Annotated in this window: 23 protein-coding genes and 1 tRNA gene; 10 read left to right on the forward strand and 14 right to left on the reverse strand. The window is 68.8% G+C overall.

All coding sequences use genetic code 11. The annotated features are described in order from the left end of the window. Positions 1-90: 90 nt before the first annotated feature. Complete coding sequence (locus ACIA5H_RS06020; RefSeq protein WP_356963656.1) at positions 91-735, forward strand: MBL fold metallo-hydrolase; 645 nt, start codon at positions 91-93, stop codon at positions 733-735. A gap of 2 nt (positions 736-737) precedes the next feature. Here the strand turns inward: ACIA5H_RS06020 and ACIA5H_RS06025 are convergent, their stop codons facing one another. After that, positions 738-2,093 carry a dipeptidase gene (locus ACIA5H_RS06025; protein ID WP_397074240.1) on the reverse strand — a complete coding sequence of 452 codons (1,356 nt, stop codon included), beginning with the start codon at positions 2,091-2,093 and terminating at the stop codon, positions 738-740. A gap of 193 nt (positions 2,094-2,286) precedes the next feature. Here ACIA5H_RS06025 and ACIA5H_RS06030 point away from each other — a divergent pair, with 193 nt between their 5' ends. Continuing rightward, positions 2,287-3,678: a glutamate decarboxylase gene (locus tag ACIA5H_RS06030; protein WP_397074242.1), complete on the forward strand. Its 1,392-nt coding sequence runs from the start codon at positions 2,287-2,289 to the stop codon at positions 3,676-3,678. A gap of 121 nt (positions 3,679-3,799) precedes the next feature. Here the strand turns inward: ACIA5H_RS06030 and ACIA5H_RS06035 are convergent, their stop codons facing one another. From ACIA5H_RS06035 to ACIA5H_RS06045, 3 genes are all read right to left on the reverse strand, one after another. After that, positions 3,800-4,501: a DUF2334 domain-containing protein gene (locus ACIA5H_RS06035; RefSeq protein ID WP_379250403.1), complete on the reverse strand. Its 702-nt coding sequence runs from the start codon at positions 4,499-4,501 to the stop codon at positions 3,800-3,802. 144 nt (positions 4,502-4,645) lie between these two features. Continuing rightward, positions 4,646-6,814: a S9 family peptidase gene (locus ACIA5H_RS06040; protein WP_379250402.1), complete on the reverse strand. Its 2,169-nt coding sequence runs from the start codon at positions 6,812-6,814 to the stop codon at positions 4,646-4,648. 10 nt (positions 6,815-6,824) lie between these two features. Next, the gene (locus ACIA5H_RS06045; RefSeq protein WP_397074508.1) at positions 6,825-7,196 is read right to left on the reverse strand and encodes a MerR family transcriptional regulator; all 372 of its coding nucleotides are present in this window, start codon (positions 7,194-7,196) and stop codon (positions 6,825-6,827) included. Between the two features lie 46 nt (positions 7,197-7,242). On the opposite strand from ACIA5H_RS06045, the gene ACIA5H_RS06050 reads away from it, so the two are divergent. Further along, a complete protein-coding gene (locus tag ACIA5H_RS06050) occupies positions 7,243-8,331 on the forward strand; it encodes an alkene reductase (protein ID WP_397074245.1) in 1,089 nt (362 codons plus the stop codon). A 132-nt stretch (positions 8,332-8,463) separates the two neighbouring features. On the opposite strand, the gene ACIA5H_RS06055 is transcribed toward ACIA5H_RS06050, so the two are convergent. The 4 genes from ACIA5H_RS06055 to ACIA5H_RS06070 all read right to left on the reverse strand — a co-directional run bounded on the left by ACIA5H_RS06055 (position 8,464) and on the right by ACIA5H_RS06070 (position 12,402). Further along, on the reverse strand, positions 8,464-8,883 hold the full coding sequence (locus ACIA5H_RS06055; RefSeq protein WP_397074247.1) for an HIT family protein: 420 nt from the start codon (positions 8,881-8,883) through the stop codon (positions 8,464-8,466). 98 nt (positions 8,884-8,981) lie between these two features. Then, complete coding sequence (purB, locus tag ACIA5H_RS06060) at positions 8,982-10,403, reverse strand: adenylosuccinate lyase (RefSeq protein ID WP_379250399.1); 1,422 nt, start codon at positions 10,401-10,403, stop codon at positions 8,982-8,984. 11 nt (positions 10,404-10,414) lie between these two features. After that, positions 10,415-11,107 (reverse strand): TetR/AcrR family transcriptional regulator, encoded by a 693-nt coding sequence (locus ACIA5H_RS06065; RefSeq protein WP_397074250.1) that lies wholly within the window; start codon positions 11,105-11,107, stop codon positions 10,415-10,417. A 128-nt stretch (positions 11,108-11,235) separates the two neighbouring features. Beyond that, positions 11,236-12,402, reverse strand: a complete 1,167-nt coding sequence (locus ACIA5H_RS06070; protein ID WP_355076924.1) for a pyridoxal phosphate-dependent aminotransferase — start codon at positions 12,400-12,402, stop codon at positions 11,236-11,238. A gap of 53 nt (positions 12,403-12,455) precedes the next feature. Here ACIA5H_RS06070 and ACIA5H_RS06075 point away from each other — a divergent pair, with 53 nt between their 5' ends. Next, positions 12,456-13,433 carry a M23 family metallopeptidase gene (locus ACIA5H_RS06075; protein WP_379250397.1) on the forward strand — a complete coding sequence of 326 codons (978 nt, stop codon included), beginning with the start codon at positions 12,456-12,458 and terminating at the stop codon, positions 13,431-13,433. A 423-nt stretch (positions 13,434-13,856) separates the two neighbouring features. Here the strand turns inward: ACIA5H_RS06075 and purD are convergent, their stop codons facing one another. Then, the gene (purD, locus tag ACIA5H_RS06080) at positions 13,857-15,128 is read right to left on the reverse strand and encodes a phosphoribosylamine--glycine ligase (protein WP_379250396.1); all 1,272 of its coding nucleotides are present in this window, start codon (positions 15,126-15,128) and stop codon (positions 13,857-13,859) included. A gap of 181 nt (positions 15,129-15,309) precedes the next feature. On the opposite strand from purD, the gene ACIA5H_RS06085 reads away from it, so the two are divergent. Both ACIA5H_RS06085 and ACIA5H_RS06090 read left to right on the forward strand, forming a co-directional pair. Then, positions 15,310-15,687 (forward strand): PH domain-containing protein, encoded by a 378-nt coding sequence (locus ACIA5H_RS06085; protein WP_356963646.1) that lies wholly within the window; start codon positions 15,310-15,312, stop codon positions 15,685-15,687. 50 nt (positions 15,688-15,737) lie between these two features. Continuing rightward, positions 15,738-16,163 (forward strand): HIT family protein, encoded by a 426-nt coding sequence (locus ACIA5H_RS06090; protein WP_356963645.1) that lies wholly within the window; start codon positions 15,738-15,740, stop codon positions 16,161-16,163. 193 nt (positions 16,164-16,356) lie between these two features. Here the strand turns inward: ACIA5H_RS06090 and ACIA5H_RS06095 are convergent, their stop codons facing one another. The 4 genes from ACIA5H_RS06095 to ACIA5H_RS06110 form a co-directional block, all read right to left on the reverse strand. Beyond that, positions 16,357-18,069: a glycoside hydrolase domain-containing protein gene (locus tag ACIA5H_RS06095; protein WP_379250395.1), complete on the reverse strand. Its 1,713-nt coding sequence runs from the start codon at positions 18,067-18,069 to the stop codon at positions 16,357-16,359. Positions 18,070-19,010: 941 nt separating this feature from the next. Continuing rightward, positions 19,011-19,082 (reverse strand) — tRNA-Thr (locus tag ACIA5H_RS06100). A 244-nt stretch (positions 19,083-19,326) separates the two neighbouring features. Continuing rightward, positions 19,327-19,566, reverse strand: coding sequence for an MbtH family protein (locus ACIA5H_RS06105; RefSeq protein WP_067795192.1), 240 nt, complete (start codon positions 19,564-19,566; stop codon positions 19,327-19,329). Between the two features lie 168 nt (positions 19,567-19,734). Beyond that, positions 19,735-20,553, reverse strand: coding sequence for an alpha/beta fold hydrolase (locus tag ACIA5H_RS06110; protein WP_379250394.1), 819 nt, complete (start codon positions 20,551-20,553; stop codon positions 19,735-19,737). 189 nt (positions 20,554-20,742) lie between these two features. On the opposite strand from ACIA5H_RS06110, the gene ACIA5H_RS06115 reads away from it, so the two are divergent. The 4 genes from ACIA5H_RS06115 (at position 20,743) to ACIA5H_RS06130 (ending at position 24,804) form a co-directional block, all read left to right on the forward strand. Further along, entirely contained in the window at positions 20,743-20,913 is a 171-nt protein-coding gene (locus ACIA5H_RS06115; RefSeq protein ID WP_169334155.1) for a hypothetical protein, read from the forward strand. Between the two features lie 84 nt (positions 20,914-20,997). Then, positions 20,998-22,539: a trehalose-6-phosphate synthase gene (locus tag ACIA5H_RS06120; RefSeq protein WP_355077052.1), complete on the forward strand. Its 1,542-nt coding sequence runs from the start codon at positions 20,998-21,000 to the stop codon at positions 22,537-22,539. Between the two features lie 70 nt (positions 22,540-22,609). Continuing rightward, a complete protein-coding gene (locus tag ACIA5H_RS06125) occupies positions 22,610-23,341 on the forward strand; it encodes a response regulator transcription factor (protein ID WP_067795068.1) in 732 nt (243 codons plus the stop codon). After that, on the forward strand, positions 23,338-24,804 hold the full coding sequence (locus ACIA5H_RS06130) for a sensor histidine kinase (protein ID WP_397074256.1): 1,467 nt from the start codon (positions 23,338-23,340) through the stop codon (positions 24,802-24,804). The genes ACIA5H_RS06125 and ACIA5H_RS06130 overlap by 4 nt, the downstream gene beginning before the upstream one ends. A gap of 19 nt (positions 24,805-24,823) precedes the next feature. On the opposite strand, the gene ACIA5H_RS06135 is transcribed toward ACIA5H_RS06130, so the two are convergent. Beyond that, positions 24,824-25,318, reverse strand: a complete 495-nt coding sequence (locus ACIA5H_RS06135) for a h domain protein (protein ID WP_397074258.1) — start codon at positions 25,316-25,318, stop codon at positions 24,824-24,826. Positions 25,319-25,432: the final 114 nt, after the last annotated feature.

The raw sequence follows: 25,432 nt of genomic DNA on the forward strand, positions 1-25,432 counted from the left end.
AGTTGTGCTGGTCGCGTGCGTCATCCGCGGGGTCGGCCGAGACCGTGGCGCTGTCGTGGAGAACACACCTGGCGTGGTTAGCATGGCGGCATGCGCATAGCCCACTTCGGTCATTCCTGCCTCCTCGTCGAGCTGCACGGCAAGAAGATCCTGTTCGATCCGGGCACCTTCTCGCACGGCTTCGAGGGCCTCACCGGCCTGGACGCGATCGCGGTCACCCATCAGCATCCCGACCACATCGACCCGAACCGGATCGAGGCGCTGATCGACGCGAACCCAGGCGCACGGTTGCTGTCGGACCCGCAGACCGCCGAGCAGCGCGGCGAACGGTGGGAGGCGGTGCACGCGGGCAACGTGCTGACCCTCGGCGATCTCCGGATCACCGGCGGCGGGGGCAGGCACGCGGTCATCCATCCGGAGATCCCCGTGATCGACAACACCGTCTTCCAGCTGGGCACCGCCGACGACCCGGCCCAGCTCGTCCACCCCGGCGACTCGCTGTGGGTGCCGCCGGTCCCGGTCGGCGTGCTCGCCGCTCCGGCCGCCGCGCCCTGGATGCGGATCAGCGAAGCCGTCGATTACCTCCGCGCGGTCGCTCCGCGTGTGGCGCTGCCCATCCACTACGGCATCATCCGGGAGGAGGCCCAGGGCATCTATTTCGGCAGGCTGTCGGAGATGGCCCCGGCCGGAACCGAATTCCGGGTGCTCGAGGCGGAGAAAGACACCGATCTGTAGCGCTACCCGGCGTAGGTGGCGAGGAATATCGCCTCGGCCAGCGCCATGTGTTCGATCTCCTTCGGATCCACGCTCTCGTTGGGCGCGTGGATCAAGGACTTCGGCTCCTCGACACCCATCAGCATGATCTCCGCGTCCGGATAGGTGGTGGCGAAGACGTTGCACAGCGGAATCGAGCCGCCCTGCCCCTGGGTGGTCGCCGGGCGGCCGTAGGACGCGGCCAGCGCCGCTTCCATCGCGGCGCGCGCGGGTCCGCCGGTCGAGGAACGGAACGGCGCTGCGGTGCCTTCTAGTTCGACGGTCAGCCTGGCGCGCCACGGCGTGTTGGCCTCGAGATGCGCGAGCAGCGCCTGGTACGCGTCTTCCGGGTCGGTGCCGGGCGGAATACGCAGGTTGAGGCGGGCCCGCGCGGTCGCGGGGATCGCGGCGGCCGACCCGACCACCGGCGGCGCGTCGATGCCGAGCACGGTCAGCGCCGGTCGCGCCCAGAGCATGTCGGCGACGGTGCCGTCACCGATGAGTTCGACGTCGCGCAGGACGCGCGCGTCGGCGTGGAACTGCTCGCTCGGGTACTGGACCCCCGGCCAGACCTGATCGTTCGACAACCCGTCGATGGTGGTGTTGCCCCGCTCGTCGCGCAGCGAGGCCAGCAAGCGGATCAGCGCGGCCAGCGCATCCGGGGCGGGGCCGCCGAACATGCCGGAATGCAAAGGGCTGGAGAGCGTTTCGATGGCGACCACCACGTTCACGCCGCCGCGCAACGTCTGGGTCAGGGTCGGCACACCTGCGGCGAAGTTGCCGCAGTCGCCGACCACGATCGCGTCCGCGCGCAGCAGTTCCGGATTGGCCTCGACGAAGCGCTCCAGTCCTCCGGTGCTCTGCTCCTCGGAACCTTCGGCGACGACGGTCACCCCCAACGGCAGATCCGGGCCGAGCGCGCGCAACGCCGTCAGGTGCATGACGATGTTGCCCTTGCAGTCGGCGCTGCCGCGTCCGTACCAGCGCCCGTCGCGCTCGGTCAGTTCCCACGGCGGGGTGCGCCACGCCGCCTCGTCCATCGGGGGCTGAACGTCGTAGTGACAGTAGAGCAACACCGTGGGCGCGCCGTCGGGGGCAGGCCGGGACGCGACGACCGCCTTGGTGCCGTCCGGCGTTTCGTGTAAGCCGACCGTGGTCAGCCCGGCGGCGACGAACGCGTCCGCCACCCACTGGGCCGCCATGTCGCACTCCTCGATCGGATACTGCCGTGGATCGGCCACCGATTGGAACGAAACAAGCTGCGCCAAATCGGTTTTCGCCTGGTCCATCAATCCGGCCACGGCACCGCGCAATTCCGCCACCCGCACATCCTCCGCCATTCCCCCACCCTATCCCCCGTTCCTCGGGCGGAGTTCGCGCCGCCGACCGGGTGTTCGGACGGTCCGCGCGCGGAAGCGGGAAGTGCGCCCGATGGTGGAAAGGGTGTGCCAAGCTGAGCGTCGAGGGCGTTGGCTAACTGTCGGCATCCTCGGCAGGCACACCCGCACAACGTCTAATCGGGAGGCCGTTCTCATGTCCGAAGCAGCCGATGACCTGTTCGCCCTGCCGGGGCTCAGCCGGTCCGCGCCCCGGTCCGGATTCCCCGCGCACGAGATGTTCCCTCAGGTCGCCTACGAGATCGTGCACGACGAACTGATGCTCGACGGCGTCTCCAGGATGAACCTGGCCACGTTCTGCACCACCTGGGTGGACGACCAGGCGCGCAGGCTGATGTCCGAATGCCTGGACAAGAACATCGTCGACAAGGACGAGTATCCGCAGACCGCCGAACTGGAGCGCCGAGCCGTCCGGATGGTCGCCGATCTGTGGCACGCGCCGGATCCGGCCGTCACGCACGGAACCTCGACCACCGGATCCAGCGAGGCGGCCATGCTCGGCGGCTTGGCGGCGAAATTCCGCTGGCGCAAGCGCGGCGGCACGGGGACGCCCAACTTCGTCTGTGGACCGGTCCAGGTGTGCTGGGAGAAATTCGCGCGCTATTTCGATGTCGAGATCCGCCAGATTCCGCTACGTGGCGAGCGGCTCACCATGCACCCCGACGACCTCGCCCAGTACTGCGACGCGAACACCATGATGGTCGTGCCCACCTTCGGGCAGACCTACACCGGCCTGTTCGAGGATGTGGCCGGGATCAGCGCGGCGCTCGACGGCTTGCAGCGCGAGAAGGGCCTGGACATCCCCATTCACGTCGACGCGGCCAGCGGCGGCTTCCTGGCCCCGTTCGCCGCACCGGATCTGGTCTGGGATTTCCGGCTGCCCAGGGTTAAGTCGATCAACGCCTCCGGCCACAAGACCGGGTTGGCCCCACTCGGCGCGGGCTGGGCGATCTGGCGCGAAGCCGGCGACCTGCCGGAGGAGTTGATCTTCGACGTCGACTACCTCGGCGGCAGCATGGCCACCTTCAACCTGAACTTCTCCCGGCCCGGCGGGCAGGCGATCACGCAGTACTACCAGTTCATCCGGCTGGGGCGCACCGGCTACGCGCGGGTGCAGTCCGCGATCTACCGCGCGGCGCAGCACTTGGCCGCGGGAGTGCGCGGGCTCGGGGTCTTCGAACTGATCCACGACGGCGACCCGCAACGCGGCATCACGGCGGTGTGCTGGCGTCTGACCGGCGATCCCGGCTTCAACCTCTACGACCTGTCCGACCGGCTGCGTTCCCGAGGCTGGCTGATCGCCGCCTATCCGCTGCCCGCCGACCGGAACGACGAGACGGTGATGCGGGCGGTGCTGCGCCACGGCTTCACCATCGACATGGCCGACCTGCTGCTCGCGGACCTCGACCGCTGCATGCGGCAGCTGCGGCAGCGGCCGTTCTCGACCTCGCTCACGCGCGCCGAGGCGGGCGGATTCACACACGACGCGGCGCCCGCCGTAGCGAAGCCATCGATCGCCGCGTCCTGAGCAATGACAGCGCCGCCGCCCGGCTACGCCATTCGCGGGCGGCGGCGCCGATCGGTCGCGCGAAGGCGGTCCCGACCGGCCGCGGGCGACGGAGCCGACCCACCGTCGCCCGCGGCGTCAGTCATGCAGCCCGAGCCGCCGCGAAGGGCTCCCACCGGTAGGTGGCCCCCACCGCACCGTGGAACAGCGCGAGGTCGACGGCGTCGAGCACGGCTTGGCGCGGGCCGGACCGCCCCAGCTGGGCGGCGGACACGGCCAGCCGCAGCACCCCGCCGCGACGGGCGGTGCGCGCGGCGCCCATGACCAGGGCGCGGCACCACCACGGTTCCGCGCGGAAACCCTCCCCGATGCCGTACACCCTGGCCTTCTGCGCCGTGTTGCGCTCCAGGTCGACGATCGACGTGAGGCCGAGCGCCAGCCGGAAACCGGCTCCTGGCAGCGCCTCGAGCGCCCCCGTCGAGGCATCCCAGCGGGGAGCGGCGAACAGCCGGGTGCGCAGGTCGGCCTGCTCCAGTACCCGGTCCGCGGCGGTCAGCCGCAGCCGCGCCTCGTGGCCGGGCAGCGTGGCGAACTCGGCGCGCCGCCGCTTGGTGGCCGCCTGGTCGTAGCCGTGCAGCACGATCGCGTCGCCGCGAGCCCGCCTGCCGCGCAGCCAGGCCTGCGTCGCGGGATCCGCCAGCAGCCGGTATTTGCCCTTCAGCCGCGGCGCGACCAGCAGCGAGAGCGGCACGCCGCGCCGATCCATCTCTTCGGCGAATTCGATCGCCGTGTCCCGGGTGGTGTCCCTGATCCCGGAAATCGACACGATCAACTCAGCGTTCATGACCCCACGGTGCCAGCCGCACGTGTCCGTGATGTGCAGAGTGTATGACCACGTGGCGAACACTCCGCCACGCCTGTGCCGAGTGGTCGCCCCGCGGTCGGCGCGCCGATGCCACCCGATGGCGGGCGTCGGCGCGCCGGTGCGCTACGCGCCTGCGAGACCGAGCGTGTCCAGAATCCAAGCGTGCTCGAAGGCCACTTCCCGCCATTTCTCGTAGCGCCCACTGACCCCGCCGTGGCCCGCGCTCATCTCCGTCTTCAGCAACAGCGGCGCATCACCGGTCGCGGTGGCGCGCAGCTTGGCGATCCACTTCGCGGGCTCGACGTAGAGCACGCGGGTGTCGTTCAGGCTGGTGATGGCCAGGATCGCCGGATAGTCCTTGGCCTCGACGTTCTCGTACGGCGAGTAGGACTTCATGTACGCGTAGACGTCCTCGTCGGCGAGCGGATTCCCCCATTCGTCCCACTCGATCACGGTGAGCGGGAGCGACGGATCGAGGATGGAGGTGAGCGGATCGACGAACGGGACGTTCGCCAGGATGCCCGTGAACAGTTCGGGAGCCAGGTTCGCCACCGCGCCGACCAGCAAGCCGCCCGCACTGCCGCCGTCGGCGACCAACCGGTCCGGGGCCGTGACCCCGGTGTCGACGAGATGCCGTGCGGCGGAGACGAAGTCGGTGAAGGTGTTCTTCTTGGTGAGCGTCTTGCCGTGCTCGTACCAGAGCCTGCCCATCTCGCCGCCGCCGCGCACGTGCGCGACCGCGAAGACCATGCCGCGATCCAGCAGCGACAATCGGGCAACCGAGAAGGACGGGTCGATGCTCGCCTCGTAGGAGCCGTAGCCGTACAGCAGCAGCGGCTTCGGCCCGTCGGCGGTCGTCTTCTTCCGCACGAGCGAGATCGGAATCCGGGTGCCGTCCTCGGCCACGGCCCAATCCCGGTGCTGCTCGTACTCGTTCGCGTCGTAGCCGCCGAGCACGGGCTGTTCCTTGCGCAACAGCAGCTCACCGGTGACCGGGACGTAGTCGAACACCTGCATCGGCGTGATGAACGACGTCACACCGATGCGCAGGGTCGGCTGCGCCCACTCCGGGTTGGAGCCGACGCCGACCGCGAAGAGTTCCAGATCGAAGTCGAGTTCGCGGCGCTCGCCGTAACCGGAGTCGGTCAGCGGCCACACCGCGATCCGGGTGAGCGCCTCGCGCCGGTAGCTGAGCACCAGGTGGTCGCGGAACGCGTCGATATCCTCCAGCCGCACGTCCTCGCGATGGCCGATCAGCTGGGTGAGGTTCGACGGGTCGTCCACCGGGGCCTCGGCGAGCACGAAGTTCTCCGCCTTGACGCCGTCGACCACGTCGTTGTGCAGGATCAGGAAGCGATGCTCGCCGCCGATCACCGCGTGCTCGGCGGAGTACTCGACGCCCTCGCGGCGCGGCAGCAGCACACGGAACTCGCCCTCGGGATCGTCGGACTCGAGGACCCAGCCCTCGCTGGTGATCTTGGAGCCGACCCAGATCATCAGGTATTTCTCCGAGCGGCTCGCGCCGATGCTGACCCAATAGCGCTCGTCGGGTTCGTGGAACACTTTGACGTCGGGATCGGTGGCGCCGAGCCGGTGCCGCCACACCGTATCGGGCCGCCACGACTCGTCGACGGTCTGGTAGAAGACGTGGCTACCGTCCAGCGACCAGGTCGCGCCCGGAGCGGTGCCCGCGATCTCGTCGCCGAGCAGTTCGCCGGTGCGCAGGTCCTTGAAGCGCAGCACGTACCGCTCGTCACCGACGTTGTCCACCGAGTAGGCGAGCAGCGTGCCGTCGTGGCTGATCGAGAACGCGCCGAGCGAGAAGAAATCGTGTCCTTCGGCCAGTTCGTTGCTGTCGAGCAGCACCTCTTCGCCCGGGACCTCGGTCTCGGCGTTCAGCTGCGGCGGAGTCCACGCGTCGATGCCTTCGGCGCTCGCCGCGATCGGGCACCGGCAGTGCACGCCGTACTGCTTGCCCTCGAAGCTGCGCGAGTAGTACCAGTAGTCGCCCAGCCGGGTTGGCACCGACAGGTCGGTCTCCTGCGTGCGCGCTTTGATCTCGTCGAAGATCGTCTCGCGCAGCGTGCTCAGGTGCTCGGTCTGCGCCTCGGTGTAAGCGTTCTCCGCCTCCAGGTAGGCGATGACGTCGGGGTTGTCCTTGTCCCGCAGCCACTCGTACTCGTCGACGAACACGTCGCCGTGGTGCACCCGCTCGGTGGGCACCGTCTTGGCGACCGGCGGCGCCACCGCGCCGCTACCGGGTTCGGAGATCGTTCCGCTGTCGAGAGCCATGGCGTCCACCCTACTGTTCGGATGCCTCGCCGCCCGCCGCCTGGATGATGCCGTCGAGCACGTCACCGGTCCGGCGCAGATCGCGCATCGCCTGATCGATCCTGGCGCGCTCCTCGGTGAGCTTTTCCACCAGGAACGGCGTCGCCCTGGCGTTGGGCGTGCCGTCGACGTCGTGGATGCACGGCAGCAGTTCGCCGATCGTGTCGCTGTGCAGGCCGGCGGCGAACATCTGCTGGATGCGCCGGACGCGGTCGACCGCCGCCTCCGGGTACTCTCGCTGCCCGCCGGAGGTCCGCTCCGAGGCCAGTAGTCCCTTCGTCTCGTAGTACCGCAGCGACCGGACGCTCACGCCGGTCCGCTCGGCGAGTTCACCGATCCGCACCATCGCTCCTTGACCTAACATCAATGTCAGGTTTTACGGTACAGCCATGCTGCTGTTGACCGAATACCGCAACCACCCGCTCGACCTCCCCAACCGGATCGTCATGGCGCCGATGACCCGGCTCCGCTCGCTGCCCGACGGCTCGCCGACGGCGGACGTCGCCGCCTACTACGCCCAGCGCGCCACGGCGGGGCTCATCATCACCGAGGGCATCTGGCCGCATTCGACCGGCCAGAGCGAAGCGTGGGTGCCCGGCTTGCAGACGCTCGCGCACGTCGCGGCGTGGCGCCGGGTCACCGAGGCGGTGCACACGCACGGCGGACGGATCTTCGCGCAGCTCATGCACGGCGGGCGCAAGGGTCATCCGCTCGCCCGGATCGATGGATCCTGGCCCGCCGGACCGTCGGCGGTGCTGGACGACGACAGAGTGCACCTGATCGACGGCGGCAAGGCCGATCCGATCACTCCCGCCGAACTCGATCGCGCGGATATCGAGGCCACGATCGAGCACTACGCCGCCGCCGCGCGCAATGCCGTGGCAGCGGGCTTCGACGGCGTCGAGATCCACGGCGCGAACAGCTATCTGCTGCACCAATTCCTCGCCGACAACACCAACCTGCGCGACGACGAATACGGCGGTTCGATCGCCAACCGCATGCGGCTGCCCCTCGCGGTGGTGGACGCGGTGAGCGAGGCCATCGGCGCGCACCGCACCGCCATCCGGCTCTCGCCGGGTAATCCCCAGTTCAACATGTACGAGGCGGACCCGGCCCCGCTCTACCGCGCACTCGTCAGCGAGCTCGATCGGCGCGAGTTGGCCTACCTGCACCTGACCGACAACGACCGCTACCCGGCGCTGGCCGACCTGCGGCCGCGCTGGCACGGCACGCTCATCGCGAACATCGGCGAGAACCGCGAGCCGACCACGGCGGCGGGCGCGGAACAGGTGCTGCGCGCCGGTCACGCCGACCTGGTTTCCTTCGGCAGGCAGTTCATCTCGAATCCCGATCTCGTGCACCGCATTCGCCATGACCTGCCGCTGGCTCCCATCCGCGAGGAGTACCTGTACGGCCGCACCGCCGAGGGCTACAGCGACTATCCGAACTGGACCGCGGCCGAACTGGTGCGCGACTGACTCGTCACTACGGGAAACGCGGGCGCGGCCGATTCCTCGCGTCCCGCGAAAACCCGAGAGGCCGGGGCATCACCGCGCCGATCGATGACGCCTCGGCGATGATCGCCGACCATGAGCCGAGCGGCGGCGAGCTCAGCCCAGCGCGCCGCGGATCGAGGAGGCCAGGTAGTCCAGATCCTCCCGCCGCGGACTGGTCGGGCGGCCGCGCAAGCCGAACCCGTCGCCCGGAGTACGCGGGATCACGTGCAAGTGCACATGGAACACCTCTTGCCCGGCGGTCACACCGTCCGCCAGGAAGAAATTCACTCCGTCGCACCCCACCTCACTGGCCCGCAACGCCGCCGCAAGCCGCTGCCCCACCTGGAACAACTTCCCCCCGACATCCGGATCGAGTTCCGCAAGACTGCGCGCCGCCACCTTCGGCACCACCAGCAGATGCCCCGGCGTCATGGGCCGAATATCCATGAACGCCAGGACATCGTCGTCCTCGTAGACCTTGCTCGACGGCGCTCGCCCGGCGACGATATCGGCGAAAATCGTGTAGGGATTCACGACTCGCAGCCTATGCGGTCGTCTGTGTCTCCGTGCTACGCAATCCCTTCCGGTTCCCGCCCGCGCGACGAAGGATTCGCCGCGAAAGGCGCAGTCCGCTAGAGGATCGGTGACGGCGAGTATCGGGCCGCGTCGGGGTACCGGTCGACGAGTTTTTGCACCTGGCCGATCACGTCGGCGACCTGGGCTTCGGCGGCGCCGACGAAGACGGACTTGTCGGACAGCGCCGCGTCGAGGGCGGGGCGGTCGAGCGGGAGGCGCGGGTCGGCGGCGAGGCGGTCCAGGAGGTCGGGTTCGCGGCCCTGCTCGCGCATGGCCAAGGCAACCGCGACGGCGTGCTCCTTGATCACCTCGTGCGCGGTCTCGCGGCCGACACCGGTCCGGACGGCTGCCATGAGGATGCGGGTGGTGGCGAGGAACGGCAGGTACCGGTCCAGTTCGCGGGCGATCACCGCCGGGTAGGCGCCGAACTCGGCCAGCACGGTGAGGAAGGTCTCCATCATCCCGTCGATGGCGAAGAACGCGTCCGGCAGCGCGACGCGGCGGACCACCGAGCAGAACACGTCGCCCTCGTTCCACTGCGCACCGGCCAGCTCGGCCGCCATCGAGGCGTAACCGCGCAGCACCACTTGCAGACCGTTGACCCGTTCGCAGGAGCGGGTGTTCATCTTGTGCGGCATCGCCGAGCTGCCCACCTGCCCGGGCTGGAAACCCTCGGTGACCAGTTCGTGCCCGGCCATGAGCCGGATGGTGTGCGCGAACGAGGACGGGCCCGCGCCCACTTGCACCAGCGTGGACAGCACGTCGTGATCCAGCGAGCGCGGGTAGACCTGGCCGACGCTGGTGAGCACGGTCGCGAAACCCAGGTGCCGGGCGACCTGCTGCTCCAGCCGGGCGAGCTTGGCCGGGTCGCCGCCGAGCAGGTCGAGCATGTCCTGCGCGGTGCCCATCGGGCCCTTGATCCCGCGCAGCGGGTAGCGATCGATCAGCTCGCGCAGCCTGGTGAGCGCGATCAGCAATTCGTCGGCCGCGGAGGCGAACCGCTTGCCGAGGGTGGTGGCCTGCGCCGCGACGTTGTGCGAGCGGCCCGCCATCACCAACGCCTGGTATTCCGCGGCGCGCTCGGCCAGTCGCGCGGCGATCGCGACGCCGTGCGCGTGCACGTGCTCGAGCGAGAGCCGGATCTGCAGCTGCTCCACGTTCTCGGTGAGGTCGCGGCTGGTCATGCCCTTGTGCACGTGCTCGTGCCCGGCCAGCGCGTTGAACTCCTCGATGCGCGCCTTCACGTCGTGCCGGGTGACCCGCTCGCGTTCGGCGATGGAGGACAGATCCACCTCGTCGAGCACCCGCTCGTAGTCGGCGATCACCCCGTCGGGCACGTCGACGCCCAGCTCCGCCTGTGCCCGCAGCACCTCCAGCCACAACCGCCGCTCGAGTACGACTTTGTGCTCCGGCGACCACAGATGCACCAGCCCGGGACTGGCGTAGCGGGTGGCGAGGACATTGGGGACGATGCTCACGTCCGGTCAGTCTAGTGCTCGGTAAGATCCACTTGCTGGGGCGTGGCACGCACGGGGCTGTCCGCGGCCGCGTATGCCGCCGCCTCCGGGGGCGCCGACCGCGCCGGGGGCGCGACGATGTCGATCACTTCCAGCAGCGCGCCGCGAGCCATCCGCCGGGGCTCCGGGTCCATCTCGGTGAGCGCGGCGACCACGGCTCCGTCCACCACCGCGACGAGTCGGCGCAACTGTTCCGGCCGCACCATCCGGTCGGATCGGCGCAGCACGTCGGCCAGCAGCTCGTCCAGCTGGGCCCGCAGCCGTAGCTGGACTTCGCGTAGCTCCGGGTGCCGCGCCGACGCGACCGATCGCTCGTAGCGGGCGATGAGCTGCCCGCGCGCGCCCTCGTCGGCCCCGTCACTGCCCACCAGCAGGTCGAGCACCAGGTCGACGGTGGCCTCCGCGCCGCGGCGGCGGTGGCTCACCTCGCCGACGCGCCTGCGCATCGCGTCCAACTCGGCGTTGCCGCTGAACTCGACCGCTCGCGCGATGAGGTCGTCCAGCGATTCGAAGTAGTAGGTGGTCGACGCCAGAGGCAGATCAGCGCGCGTCGCAACCGAACGATGCCGCACCGCCTCGAATCCGCCTTCGAGCAACAGCTCGGCAGCGGCGGCTATCAAAGCCTGGCGACGCCGTTCGCCTTTCGGGGTCGTCGCGGTGATCACCGTGCCATCGTGCCAGTCGTCATCAGTTCTTCCAGGGGAAATCAGCGAGGAAAAGCAACCATCGTTGTTTTACCGCATCCGCGCGGCCGGGGTGCCGAACTGCGAAAAGTTCTTGCCGGGCATAGCTTTCAAACGCGTAGATAGTGCCCTAGACGCAGCAGCGCCGCCTCGATGTCGGCGGTGGCTCCGGCAAACGAGAAACGTACCGTTCGGTGTCCGTTGACGGTGTCGAAATCCACTCCCGGTGCGAGCGCGACGCCGGTGTGGTTCAGCACGTCGGCGCACCAGGCGCGGGAGTCGTCGGTGAGGTGGCCGATGTCGGCGTAGGCGTAGAAGGCGCCGTCGGCGGGGGCCAGGTCGGTGATGCCCAGTTTCGGCAGTCCGTCCAGCAGCAACCTGCGGTTCACCGCGTACCGGCGGACGTGCCCGTCGAGTTCCGCCTTGGCCTCCGCGCCGAACGCGTGCAGCGCCGCGTACTGCGAGATCGCGGGCGGGCACACCGTCAGGTTCGAGGCCAGGCGCTGCAACGCGGGGCGCAACCCGCTCGGCACCAGCATCCAGCCCAGCCGCCAGCCCGTCATGGAGAAGTACTTGGAGACCGAGCCGATCACCACCGCTTCCCGCGAAGTTTCCCACGCCGACGAGGTCGCGCTGTCGGCCCCCGTGTCATAGGTGATGCCGTGGTAGATCTCGTCGGAGATCAGCAGCGTGCCGTGCTCCTCGCACCAGCGGGCCAGCGCCGCGAGTTCCGCCGGGGCGATCATGGTGCCGGTGGGGTTGGCAGGGCTGGCCACCACCAGACCGGCGGGCGGCTCCGGAAGCGCTTCGAGCATGGCGACGGTGGGCTGGAACCTGGTCTGCGCGCCGCAGTCCAGCTCCAGCACGCGGCAGCCGAGCGCGGCGAGCGTGTTGCGGTAGGCCGGATAGCCCGGACGCGCGACCACGACGGTGTCGCCGGGGTCGAACGCGGCGAGGAAGATCAGCGAGAAGGCGCCGGACGAGCCGGTCGTCACGACGACGTCGTCCGGATCGACCTGATAACCGTAGGTCTCCCGATGATGTTCGGCGATCGCTTCCCGAATCGCCAGGATGCCGAAAGTCTCGGTATAGCCCAGCAATTCGGACTGAATGGCCAGTTGGGTCGCGCGCAGGACCGGCGCGGGCGCAGGCGTCGACGGCTGCCCCGCCGCGAGCACGAGCACATCACCGTGCGTCCGGGCGCGTTCCGCGGCGGCTTTCCACACATCCATCACGTAGAAAGGTGGAATGGTCGACCGGCGAGATTCTCTGGACACTCGACAGACGGTAGAGCACGCTTCACCGCGCAGTCGCGGTTATGGTCTACCCGATGCTCGATAAGTCTCGACGAGACGGACTCGACCGAGTGCGCGGAGTAGCCGGCATAGGCGTCATTCCGCGCGACTGGCGTGCGCGCCTACCGCGACGTTCCCGACCTCGACTTTTCGGGAGACTCGATCCGCGCGCGCTGTGGGCGCGCCGCCGCCACCTGCGGGCCTGGTGGCGGCGCAGGCCGGATCCCCGTGACCTGTGGCGCCGCAAACCCAGCGGCGAGGCGTTGCTCGGACTGGCGCGCAAGCACAAGGTGCTGCTCGGCGGGCTCGCCGCGACCGCGGTGTTCGCCGCGAGCGACATGTCGTTCGCCGGGACGGTCACCGATCGCACGCCCGCGCCGGACGCCGCCCAGCTCGTCGCCGTCGCATATCCACCGCAGATGCAGAACACTCCGCCCTCGGTGACCAGGTTGCTGAACGCCATCGCCAACGGTGAGCGGCTGCGCGAACAGGCGGTGGTCGCGGCCGCCGCACGCGCGACCCTCGAACGCGCGAAGGCCGAGGCCGCCGCCGCCGTCGCCGGTGCGCAGCAGCCGTGGATGACCGGAACCGCACCGGTGCAGCCCGGGGCGATGCTGCCGGGCGGCCGGGGCTTCGTTCTACCCGCCCACGGCGTCTTCACCTCCGGCTTCGGCTCGCGCTGGGGCACGTTCCACAACGGCATCGACATCGCGGGCCCGATCGGCACCCCGATCTACGCGGTCGCCGACGGCACCGTCATCGACGCGGGACCGGCGCAGGGCTTCGGCCTGTGGGTGCGAATCCGCCACGATGACGGCAGCATCACCGTCTACGGGCACATGTACGACTTCTTCGTCTCGGTCGGCGAGCGGGTGCCCGCGGGGATGCAGATCGCCCGCATGGGCAACCGAGGCGACTCGACGGGCCCGCACCTGCACTTCGAGGTGATCGTCGGCGGACAGCACGTGGACCCGCAGCAGTGGCTGGCGGTGCGCGGACTCACGTTCGGATGAACCGCGACGCACCCGGTGGCTCGAGCGGCATCGGGGCACGCGCAACCGTCGGCACAGGAGCGGTTCCACGCACCTGCGGCGAGGACCGGCCCTGCGCTGGTGTGGCCGACAGTCGGCCGCGTAGCGGCATAGGAGATCGACGCCGCGGACCAGGCCCGACCAGTAGCAGGCTCAGCAGTTCGAGCCCCACACTGCCGTCTGCTGGGCAGCTATCAGGGCCTGCGCCGCCCGAGCCGGTTCGCCCCCGATTCACTGCCTCTGCTGCGCGGCCACCATCGCCTGCGCCGACCGAGCCGGTTCGACCCCGATCCGTCGGCTCTGCTGTACGGCCACCAGGGCGCCTGCGCCGACCGAGCCGGTTCGACCCCGATCCGTCGGCTCTGCTGCGCGGCCACCAAGGCCTGCGCCGACCGAGCCGCCCGCTCAGACCTCGATGCGGTTCTCGACGGCGGCCAAGCCGATATCCGTGCGGTAGTGGCTGCCCGGCAGTTTGATCGCGGCGATGCGGTCGTAGGCGCGGGCGCGGGCCTCGGAAAGGTCGGCGCCGACGCCGACCACGTTCAGCACCCGCCCGCCCGCGGAGAGCAGGGCGCCGTCTTCGCGCTGCGTGGTGCCCGCGTGTAGCACCGTCGCGTTCTCGTCGGACGCGCCCTCGCCCGCGCCGGAGATCGCGTCGCCGAGACGCGGACGCCCCGGGTAGTTCTCCGCGGCGAGCACCACGGTGATCGCGGAGCCGTCGCGCCAGCGCGGCGGAGCGACCTGCGCCAGCGTGCCGGTGGCGGTGGCGTACAGCAGCTCGCCGAGCGGGCTTTCCAGCAACGCGAGCACCGCCTGCGTCTCGGGATCGCCGAAGCGGCAATTGAATTCGACCACGGCGGGCCCGGCCGCGCCGATCGCCAGTCCCGCGTAGAGCAGGCCGGAGAAGCCGCTGCCGCGCCGCACCAATTCGGCGGCAACGGGTTTCACCACGTCGTCGACGATCGCGGTGACGGTCTGCGCGGGCAGCCAGGGCAGCGGCGTGTACGCGCCCATGCCGCCGGTATTGGGGCCGGTGTCGCCGTCACCGACGCGCTTGTGATCCTGCGCGGGCAGTAGCGGAACCACCGTCTCGCCGTCGACCAGGCAGAACAGCGAGACTTCCGGTCCGTCCAAGAACGATTCCAGCAGCACGGGGTGGCCTTGTTCGAGCAGTTCGGCCCCGTGCTCGCGCGCGGCGGAGCGGTCGGCGGTCACCACCACGCCCTTGCCCGCCGCGAGTCCGTCGTCCTTTACCACCCAGGTAGGACCGAAACGGTCCAGCGCGTCGTCCAGCTCGGCCGGGTTGTCCACCACCTCGCTGTGCGCGGTGCGCACGCCCGCGGCGGCCATCACATCCTTGGCGAACGCCTTGGAGCCCTCGATCCGGGCGGCCGCGGCCGACGGACCGAAGCACGGGAAGCCCGCCACCCGCAGCGCGTCGGCGACGCCGAGCACCAGCGGGACCTCGGGGCCGATCACCACCAGGTCGGCGTCCACCTCGGTGGCCAGCGCGACCACGTCCTCGGCGGCGCACGGGTCGACCGGGCGGACCTGCGCGTGCTGGGCGATCCCGGCGTTGCCGGGGGCGGCGAAGAGCGCGGTCACCGCGGGGTCCCGGCGCAGCGCCAGGACGAGGGCATGTTCACGGGCTCCGGAACCGATGACGAGTACACGCACGGCAGACAGCCTAAACGAGCCGTTCGGCGTCTTCGCCGCTGCCGGTGCGCGCGGAGGGGATGATGAAAGGGGACAACGGATGTGGGGCGTGACACGGCCCACACCGACCACTGTCGTCCTTTCCGGCACGAGCGGGGGCCTGACCACTCGAGCCGCCGGAGCACCCGAAGGAAGTGCTGAGATGGGTCTGATCGACGGACTGATGGGCAACGCCGGCCGGATCGATCCGGGACAGGCGCAACAGGAGTACGCCAAGCTCCTCGGCAACGGCGAACAGGTCTATGCCGCGTACCTGCTGGTCCGCGACGCGATGCTGTTCACGAACCGCCGCCTGATCCTCATCGACAAGCAGGGCGTCACCGGCCGCAAGGTGAGCTACCACAGCGTTCCCTATCGCGCGATCACCCACTTCTCGGTGGAGACCGCGGGCACCTTCGATCTGGACGCGGAGCTGGCCATCTGGATCTCGGGCGGCGACGAGCCGCTGCTGAAGCGGTTCAACCGGCAGGTGGACATCTACGAGGTGCAGGGCATCCTGTCGCATTTCGTCGCGGTGTAGCGCGGGGCGGTCCGGCGCCTGGGCACACGGGCCGGTCTACGCTGCGGGACATGGCTTCTGTCTTCAGCGCGATCATCGCCGGTCAGCTCCCGGGCCGTTTCGTCTGGGAGGACGACGAGTTCGTCGGTTTCCTCACCATCGCCCCGGTCACTCCCGGTCACACCCTCGTGGTGCCCCGCAAGGAGATCGACCACTGGCAGGACATCGACGCCGACACCCTCGCCCGGTTGACCGCCGTCGCACAGAAGATCGGCCAGGCCGTGCGCGCGGCCTGGGACGCGCCGCGCGCCGGTCTGCTGATCGCCGGTCTGGAAGTGCCGCATTTGCACGTCCACGTGTTCCCGGCCTTCTCGCTGGGTGACTTCGACATCTCCGGCGCCGACCCGAACCCGAGTCCGGAGTCCCTGGACGAGGCCCAAGCCAAGATCAAGCAGGCGCTGCGCGACCTCGGCCACGGCGACAACGTCCCAGGCTAGCCCGCCTCTCCGGGTATTCAGGCCGTACTGGTCGGGTGGTGCGTGATTTGCGTTCAGGTCCTGCGTTGCGTGCCACGTAGTTTTGGGCGTACCCCGTGAGTTACCCATGTTCGTACGAGATCAGTCGTCGCCTCGGTTTTGGTAAGGGCCGACCGCTCGTCGCGGTCGACCCTTACCTTTCTGCATCTATCGGTCAGCTCGCGACGTCGTGCAAGGGTGTGTCGACTCCGCCGACCGCGACGGTGGCCAGGGTCTGGCGCGGGGTCCAGTAGATCCGGCCGTGCTCGAAGTCCTGGTAGGTACCCGTGTCCCAGGGGATCTCGTCGGTCGTCGGCCAGCCCAGCGGGCCGCTCTGGTAGCCCGAGCGGTTCCAGCGGTCGCGGATCGCGCCGTGCACCCAGCACACGCTGTCGCTCGATTGGCGCCGGTAGAGCGCTCCGCCTTGGAAGCCTTGCACCTCACCCGTCGTCTGACCGTCCGCCCCGTGCACGACGGTGCGGTCGGTGATCGGGTAGCCGAGCGGGCCTGCCTCCCAACCCAATGCTTCGAACTTTCCCCACAGCGTCTCCGGGATGGCGTGCGCGCCGGTGTCCGGATGCCAATAGATGTACCCGTGCTCGAACTGGGCGAAGCGGCCCGCGCCGTCGGGTGTCGCGATCTCCCCTGCCGTGATCCGCGTACCGAGCCACGGATTCGCCGCCGCGCAATCGTTGATCGCGTTCGGCTCCGATCCGCTCGGCTCGCCGGTGGCGAAGCCACGCACGTCGTCGGCGAACACGTCCCAGGGGAAATTCGGTCCCACATCGGTGTGCGTGCCGATGCCGAGACACTCGGTGACGTACTTGTGGTCGGAGATGCCCTGGCGCCGCTGGTAGGGCGGCGTGATGACATACGTGTCGAAGCCGTATTTGCGCGCGTCCTGCACCGCGAGCCAGGCCGCGATGCGGATATCGTCGCGGATGCGCAGCCAGTCGTCCCGGCTCCATGCGACGCGGCTGCCCGCGAAGCAGAGGTTGATGGTGAACGAGTTCGCGTCCAGCACCGACCAGCTGGCCAGGTCGGTGTCGACCACGTCGACCACCACGCCATCGCGGACGGTGTAGTGGTAGCTCACGCCGTTCGCCGGGTTGTTCAGATAGTTGGCCAAGCTTTCGGCGGTTCCGTTGCCTTCCTGGGTATGCAGCAGGAAGTTCTCGACGCGCGCACCGTGGCGGCTGGACGCGGAGTCACCCATCCGGTCCAATTCGACGTAATCGGGCTTCTGCATTGTTCCCCCTGAGTTCGGATTCGCCTTCGACCATTGGCCGTAGTCGGCGGCGAGGACTTTGTCGACATCCACGACGACGCCGCCGACCCGGTCGGCGTCGATGCGGATCTGATGGAGGTGCGCGGCGGGATGGTCGCCGTTGATCGAGGAATCACCGGACCAGTTGTGTTGCCAGAACCACGTGGCGACGCCGTCCTCGAGCGCCCAGTCGATGCACCGGGCGTTGCCGTACATGCCGGTCCATTCCAGACCGACGACCGATGCCCAGCCCCGGAGAAACGGCGCGATCAGCGAATTCCACTCGTCCAGTGACGGATTCGCGTCAACGGGGGCATACAGCGGGCGGGAATCCGGCCCGCCGGCCGCGCGGTGGTAACCGAGCGCGATCCGCGCGTGGCGCACGCCCGCGTCGTAACCGCCTTTCCAGTCCGACGTCTCCCCCTTGCCGTACTGGTAATTGGTGACTATCTCGAGCCCGATGGCGCGTAATCGGTCGCAGTAATCCCGCCGCAGCGGCTTCGCACCGAAATTCGTGCCAGGACGGGAATCGCTGAAGTAGCCTATGACGCCCGCGTATCCAGCGTCTTTGATCGCTTGCGGCTCGATGAGCGCGGCGGAGAAGTCGATCAGCTCAGTCATCGCGCGCCCCCCTGGTCGTACGAGCCCGCGCAACGGTCGGCGGCAACGCGTTGTATTCGTACATCTGAAGCAACTTTCGGCAGATGGAGAACCCGACAGAGCTAGAGTCACCCGAATGTGCGCGAAGTATGCCGAGATGCCCCGTTTGTGGCCCATCCGGTGTTTGCGCGTGATCTGAACATGCTCGGCACGAGAAATATTTGCGCACACCAGACTACAAACGGACTCGTAGCGGGAAACATGCTCGCCAGTCGGTAATCAAATTTGCCAACTGTTTGCCGTCACTCTCGAACTGGTCAGCCGTTTTCGCTGAGCACTCGGGAGCGGGCTAGGATGACGAATTCTTCACCGCAGGCACCGAATTCGAATCGGCGCGTTCGGCGGCAGGTCTTTCGCGGCCACCGCGATCGTTCCCTCTGGCCGCGCCACAGCCCGCAGATCGTCCAACTGCCAGCGCAAGCGGTGCGCCCGGTCCGCCTCGGCTCTCGCCTGCCGCGATCGTGACGCCCTCTCGGAGACTCCCGAGAGCGCCCGGCCCGACCGAATCACGCAGCCGAACTCGAGCCGGAGACGACCGCGACCGCGACGAACGGTGTCGGGGCCGCCGATCGAATCGAGCGGCATCCTGCCCCGCAGAGACCTCACGGGTTGCAACCACAGAGGTGCCGATGGTGTCCCGGTCACTATTGAACTGGCGACCGCTCGCTTACAACATCGAGCACGGCCTCTACCACTGAGCTACAGACGCGCAGCGACTGCGGAGCCCCCTGTCAGGATTGAACTGACGACCGCTCGCTTACAACATCGAGCACGGCCTCTACCACTGAGCGACAGACGCGCAGCGACTGCGGAGCCCCCTGTCAGGATTGAACTGACGACCGCTCGCTTACAACATCGAGCACGGCCTCTACCACTGAGCTACAGACGCGCAGCGGCCGCGGAGCCCCCTGTCAGGATTGAACTGACGACCGCTCGCTTACAAGGCGAGTGCTCTACCACTGAGCTAAGGAGGCGGGAAAGCGGTTGTCATCATAGCCCGGTACGCCGTCCGCATCACAACGGAATCCGCGTTCGGCACCGAACGCGACCGTACCGGCCCGACAACTGCTTTCGAGCGAAGCGAGATCGAGCATGTGCCGTTCGCGGCCCAGCTCATAGCCGAGTGGCCGCCGCGTCCGCGAAGAAGTCGCGAGCGGCGGTCACTCGGACGGGAGCCGTCAAGGAGCCACGAACACGCCGCGCCGGAGGCGCGGCAGGTCAGACAGAGCCCTGACGAGCCGCGTCGTCCGCGGCCATGGCGTCGCGCAGGCTCTTCGGACGCATGTCGGTCCAGTTCTTCTCCACGTACTCGACGCAGGCGGCGCGGCTGTCCTCACCGAACACGACTCGCCATCCGGCTGGAACCTCTGCGAAGGCCGGCCACAGGGAATGCTGTTCCTCGTCGTTGACCAGGACGAAGAAGCGGCCGTCTTCATCATCGAAGGGGTTGGTGCTCAATTTCACCTCACTGGATACTGGCGCTATGTACGGGATCGCTCCTGGTTCGCACGGTGCCGGGTTGCTTCCAACCCCTGGCGCCGACAGACCCGAGCGTTGTTTCGACACTAGCAAGCAAGACGTTACGCCTGGGCGGTTACCTATGCCCGCACCTCGGCCGACTCGCAATCAGGACGCAAAGAAGTCCAGGAGAATCTTGTTCACCGCCTCCGGCCGCTCCAAATATCCGAAATGCCCGGCGTCCGGTACCTCCTGGTACCGCGCACCCGGAATGACCTCGGCGATCTCCCTGGACAGATACGGCGGAATCATCCGGTCGTCGGCGAATCCGACCGAAAGACATGGCACCCGGATCGCCCGGTAGGCCTGCACCCGGTCGAAATCGTGATCCATCCTGCGCTGGGCGCGAATGCCTGGCGAGACCGGCCCGCCGGTGAACTCGAACAGGTCGAGCCAGTCGCGCGCGGCGTTCGGCTCGGCCATGGTCGCAGGCGAGAGATTCATGACCGCGGTGATCGCCGCCTCGTATTTCGGCGGCAGTGTCACCCCGCCCGCGTCGAGTTCGTGTTCACCGAGCGAGAGCGTCTTCTGGAACTGGTCCAGCCGCCCGTGCCCGGCCATGAACACGGCCTTGCGGACCAGGTCGGGGCGGGCCAGTGCCAACTCCTGCGCCACGCGCGCCCCCATCGAGGTGCCCACCACCAGCGCCGGGCCCTCGTCCAGGAACTCGATCAGGGCGGCGGTGTCGGCGACCAGCTCGTCGATGGTCATGCCGGAGGCGGCCTCGAAGGACGGCGCGATCCCGCGGTTGTCGAACGTGCACACCCGGTAACCGGCCGCGACCAGGGCCGGAACCTGGTGCAGCTCCCACACCCGGCCGGGACTGCCGGTGCCCATGATCATGACCACCAGCGGCGCGGAGCCCTTGGCGCGGTCACCCTTCACCTGATAGTTGAGGGAAATCCCGTTCACCGTGGCCAGCGGCATGTCGACCCTTTCGTGGAGTTGGTGCTGCGCTCCCCACGGTATAGGGACCAGCGAGGAAGGCACGTCGACCGGGGTGGTCCTGGCGGCGCGCGCCGCCATTGCGCCAACGCCCCGGCGGGCGCGCCTCCCAGCGTCGCATACCATTGACTTTTCGCAGGGTAAGAGCGCACGAGCCGGGAGGACTTGACGATGGCCGCGAAGGGCAGCGCCAACGACATTGCGGACGACGATCTGGAACCACTCGCCGACGAAACGGCGCGTCAGGCGCAGCGAGTGGTCGCGGCCTACGCCGAGGACGCGGACGAATGCCGGATGTTGTTGTCTATGTTGGGTATTGGACCGAACGCTCGAGGCGAATAATCTCGTTCTCGACGCCAACGGCGACGTCGACTACACAACTCCAGCGGGATACAGCAACGCGCAAAGGATGCGTGAGTGGACCAGATGAATCCGTCCGACGACTCCGAGCACGCCAGAGACACCTCGACTGCTGACGCCGCGGCGGAGACCACCGGCTCCGGTACTGGCTCCGGTTTCGTCGTCGTCGCCAACCGGCTGCCGGTCGACCTCGAACGACTGCCCGACGGCAGCACCAGGTGGAAACGCAGCCCGGGCGGTCTGGTGACCGCGCTGGAATCGGTCCTGCGCAACAACAAGGGGGCGTGGGTCGGCTGGGCGGGCGTCCCCAACGTCGACGTGGATCCGATCATCGAGGACGGCCTCGAACTGCATCCGGTCCCGTTGTCGGCCGACGAGGTGGCCGACTACTACGAGGGCTTCTCCAACGGCACGCTGTGGCCGCTGTACCACGACGTCATCGTGCGGCCGGTCTACGACCGCAGGTGGTGGAGCGCATACGTCACCGTGAACCGGCGCTTCGCCGAGGCCACCGCCAAGGTGGCCGCCGAGGGCGCGACGGTGTGGGTACAGGACTACCAGCTCCAGCTGGTGCCCAAGATGCTGCGCATGCTGCGCCCCGACCTCACCATCGGGTTCTTCCTGCACATCCCGTTCCCGCCGGTCGAGCTGTTCATGCAGATGCCGTGGCGCACGGAGATCGTGGAGGGCCTGCTCGGCGCCGATCTCATCGGCTTCCACCTGCCCGGCGGCGCGCAGAACTTCCTCTATCTGGCGCGCAGGCTGGCCGGTCAGCCGACCTCGCGCGGGTCGGTCGGCGTGCGCTCCAAGCTCGGCGTCGTCCAGGTCGGTTTCCGCACGGTGCGCGTCGGCGCGTTCCCGATCTCCATCGCCTCCGCCGAGCTGGACGAGCACTCCAGGCGCAGATCGGTGCGCGAGCGCGCCGCCAAGATCCGGGCCGAGCTGGGCAACCCGAAGAACATCCTGCTCGGCGTCGACCGGCTGGACTACACCAAGGGCATCGATATCCGCCTCAACGCGCTCGAGGAGCTGCTCGTCGAGGGCCGGATCGACCCCGCCGACACGGTCATGATCCAGCTGGCCACGCCCAGTCGCGAGCGGGTGGAGAGCTACATCCAGATGCGCGGCGACATCGAACGCCAGGTCGGCCGGATCAACGGCGAGTTCGCCCGGGTCGGCTACCCGGTGGTGCACTACCTGCACCGTCCGATCCCGCGCGACGAGCTGGTCGCGTTCTTCGTCGCCGCCGACGTGATGCTGGTCACGCCGCTGCGCGACGGCATGAACCTCGTCGCCAAGGAGTACGTCGCGTGCCACAGCGGGCTCAACGGCGCCTTGGTGCTGAGCGAGTTCACCGGCGCCGCGTCGGAACTGCGGCAGGCGTACCTGTGCAACCCGCACGACCTGGACGACGTGAAGGACGCCATCGTCGCGGCGTTGGAGGACGAGCGCGACGTCAAACGCAGGCGGATGCGCTCGCTGCGCAGGCAGGTGCTTGCGCACGATGTGGATCGCTGGGCGCGGGCCTTCCTCGACGCGCTGGCACAGGACCAGGTCGCCGGCAGCGCGCTGCTGACCGACGACGACGTCTATCCCGAGGACCGCTGAGTCCGACGTTCACAGGAATCACCCAGCTTCGGTCCAGGAAGTTCGCAGGCGAACAGCGGACGATAAAGCCATGAGTGGCGCCCCCGTGCAGCAGACACCCGAGGCCAGGGTGCTGGTGGTCGACGACGAGCCGATGATCGTCGAACTGCTCGCGGTGAGTCTGCGCTATCAGGGCTTCGAAGTCGACACCGCGGCCGACGGCGCGCAGGCGCTGGACAAGGCGCGCAGCTTCCGTCCGCAGGCGCTGATCGTGGACGTGATGATGCCCGGCATGGACGGCTTCGGCCTGCTGCGCAGGTTGCGGGCCGACGGCATCGACGCGCCCGTGCTGTTCCTGACCGCGCGCGACGACGTGCAGGACAAGATCACCGGCCTCACCCTCGGGGCCGACGACTACGTCACCAAGCCGTTCAGCCTGGAGGAAGTGGTGGCCCGGCTGCGGGTGATCCTGCGCCGCGCCGGGCACGCCGCGCCGCAGCGGGAAAGCTCGCGCCTCCGTTTCGAGGACATCGAACTCGACGACGACACCCACGAGGTGTGGAAGGCGGGCGAGCCGGTCGCGCTGTCGCCCACCGAGTTCACACTGCTGCGTTACTTCATGGTCAACGCGGGCACCGTGCTGAGCAAACCGCGCATCCTCGACCACGTCTGGCGCTACGACTTCGGCGGCGAGGTCGGCGTCGTGGAAACCTACGTCTCCTACCTGCGCAAGAAGGTCGACACCGGCGATACCCGGCTGATCCACACGTTGCGCGGCGTCGGCTACGTGATGCGCGCGCCCCACCGCAAGAGCGGTTCATGAGCCGGGGCCGGATCGTCGGCGCGCGCGCGAAGGTTTCCGGCTGGCTGTCCGCCGTCCCGCTGCGCGTGACGCTGATGGTTCTGTTGGTGCTCACGGCGGGGCTCGGCTTGCTCGTCTCCGGCATGGTGGTCACCTCGGCCCTGGAACAGCAGCTGACCGCCCGTACCGACCAGCAGTTGCGCGGAGGCGCGATGGAATGGTCCCGGCGTGGGCCGCCGCCACCGGTGCTGCCACCCGACCCGCGCCACGCCCCGAGCCAGTTCTGGGTGCGTTCGATACGCACCGACGGGCGCGCGTTCCTCATCCCGGCGTTCGCCGTCGACGCGGAGCCGGTGCTGCCTGCCACGCCGCCGACGGGCCCGTACACCGTCGACTCCGCGAACGGAGGAGCGATCCGGTGGCGGGTGCTGACGCTGCGCACACCGGAGGGCACGACGACAGTGGCGCTGCCGCTCACGCAGAACACCGACACGGTGCACCGGCTCGTGGTGCTGGAGCTGATCGTCGGGGCGGTCGTCCTGGCCGTGCTGGCGGTGCTCGCGTACTTCATGGTGCGGCGCAGCTTGCGGCCGCTACGCCGAGTGGAGAGCACCGCCGCGGCCATCGCCCAAGGCGACCTGCACCGCCGGGTGCCGGTGCGCGACACCAACACCGAGGTCGACCGGCTGTCCAGATCGCTGAACGGGATGCTGACGCAGATCCAGCGCGCGTTCACCGCGACCGCCGCGTCCGAGGAGGCGGCCCGCCGGTCCGAGGACCGCATGCGCCGTTTCATCGCCGACGCCAGTCACGAGTTGCGTACCCCATTGACGACGATCCGCGGGTTCGCGGAGCTGTATCGGCAGGGCGCGACCGACGATCCCGCCGCGTTCATGGACCGCATCGAGCGCGAATCCCAGCGGATGGGCGTGCTCGTGGAAGACCTGCTGATGCTCGCGCGGCTGGACGCGCAGCGCCCGCTGGAACTCGGCCCGGTGGACCTGCTCGCCGTCGCCAGCGACGGAGTGCACAACGCGCGCGCCGTGGTCTCCGCCGGGCACTCCGACGGGCCCGTCCGCACCATCGAGCTGCGGATCGAACCGGGCGAGGGGACGCTCGAGGTGATCGGGGACGAGGCGAGGCTGCGCCAGGTGCTGAGCAATCTGCTGAACAACGCCCTCACCCACACCGCGCCCGACGCGAAGGTGACGGTATCGCTCACCCCCGGCCCCGACGATGTGCTGCTCGAGGTGGCGGATACCGGTCCAGGACTGACAGCGGAGGACGCCGAGCGCGTCTTCGAGCGCTTCTACCGTGCCGACACCTCCCGCGCCCGCAGCAGCGGCGGCACGGGTCTCGGCTTGTCCATCGTGCAAGCGCTGGTGACGGCGCACGGCGGCGAGGTGGGCGTGCGCAGTACGCCCGAGGCCGGGACGACGTTCACGGTGCGGCTGCCGCGCACAGTGTCATCGGAATCGGCCTAGCGAATCCAGCGGACCGGCGTCAGACCGGCGTCACCGCCGACACCAACCAGTGCGAATCGGACTTCGTCAAGGAGACGCGTACCCGGCTTCCGGTGGTGGTGCCCTGCGGGGTGTCCTTGCTCGTCATCACCTGGTTCAGAAACAGCAGGACCTGCGCGTTCGAGCGGTCGGCGGAGATGACGCCGGCCGCCTGGGTGGTCGCAGTGACGGTGAGCTGCTTCTCCTTGGCGCCGGGAGCGATCTGCTTCTCGATCAGCGTCAGGTAGTCGGCGCGGAAGTCGCCGCTGAGGTTGTCGGCGGATTTGCGCAGCTCGGTGTCCACGGTCTGCGGGTTGTAGGTGAACATGGCCTCGAGAGTGCGGCCCGCCGTCGCGACCGCGTCCTTGCGCGATTGCTCGGCCTGCCGGTCATCCCAATAGCGGTAGCCGTTCACGCCGCCGACCACAGCGGCCGCCGCGACGACCACACCGAGGACCGCTAGCAGGATCTTGGCGCGAATGCCGTTCATACTCATGCTGTGTCCTCTCCGGCATGAACGGGGCCCTCCGTGGTCACGCTCCGCTGCCGCCTCCGGGCCTGACCGTTCATGCTGTGTCCGACTCCGGCATGAACGGGGCCCTCCGTGGTC

This window comes from Nocardia sp. NPDC051900, assembly GCF_044452545.1.
Taxonomy (GTDB): Bacteria; Actinomycetota; Actinomycetes; order Mycobacteriales; family Mycobacteriaceae; genus Nocardia; species Nocardia sichangensis.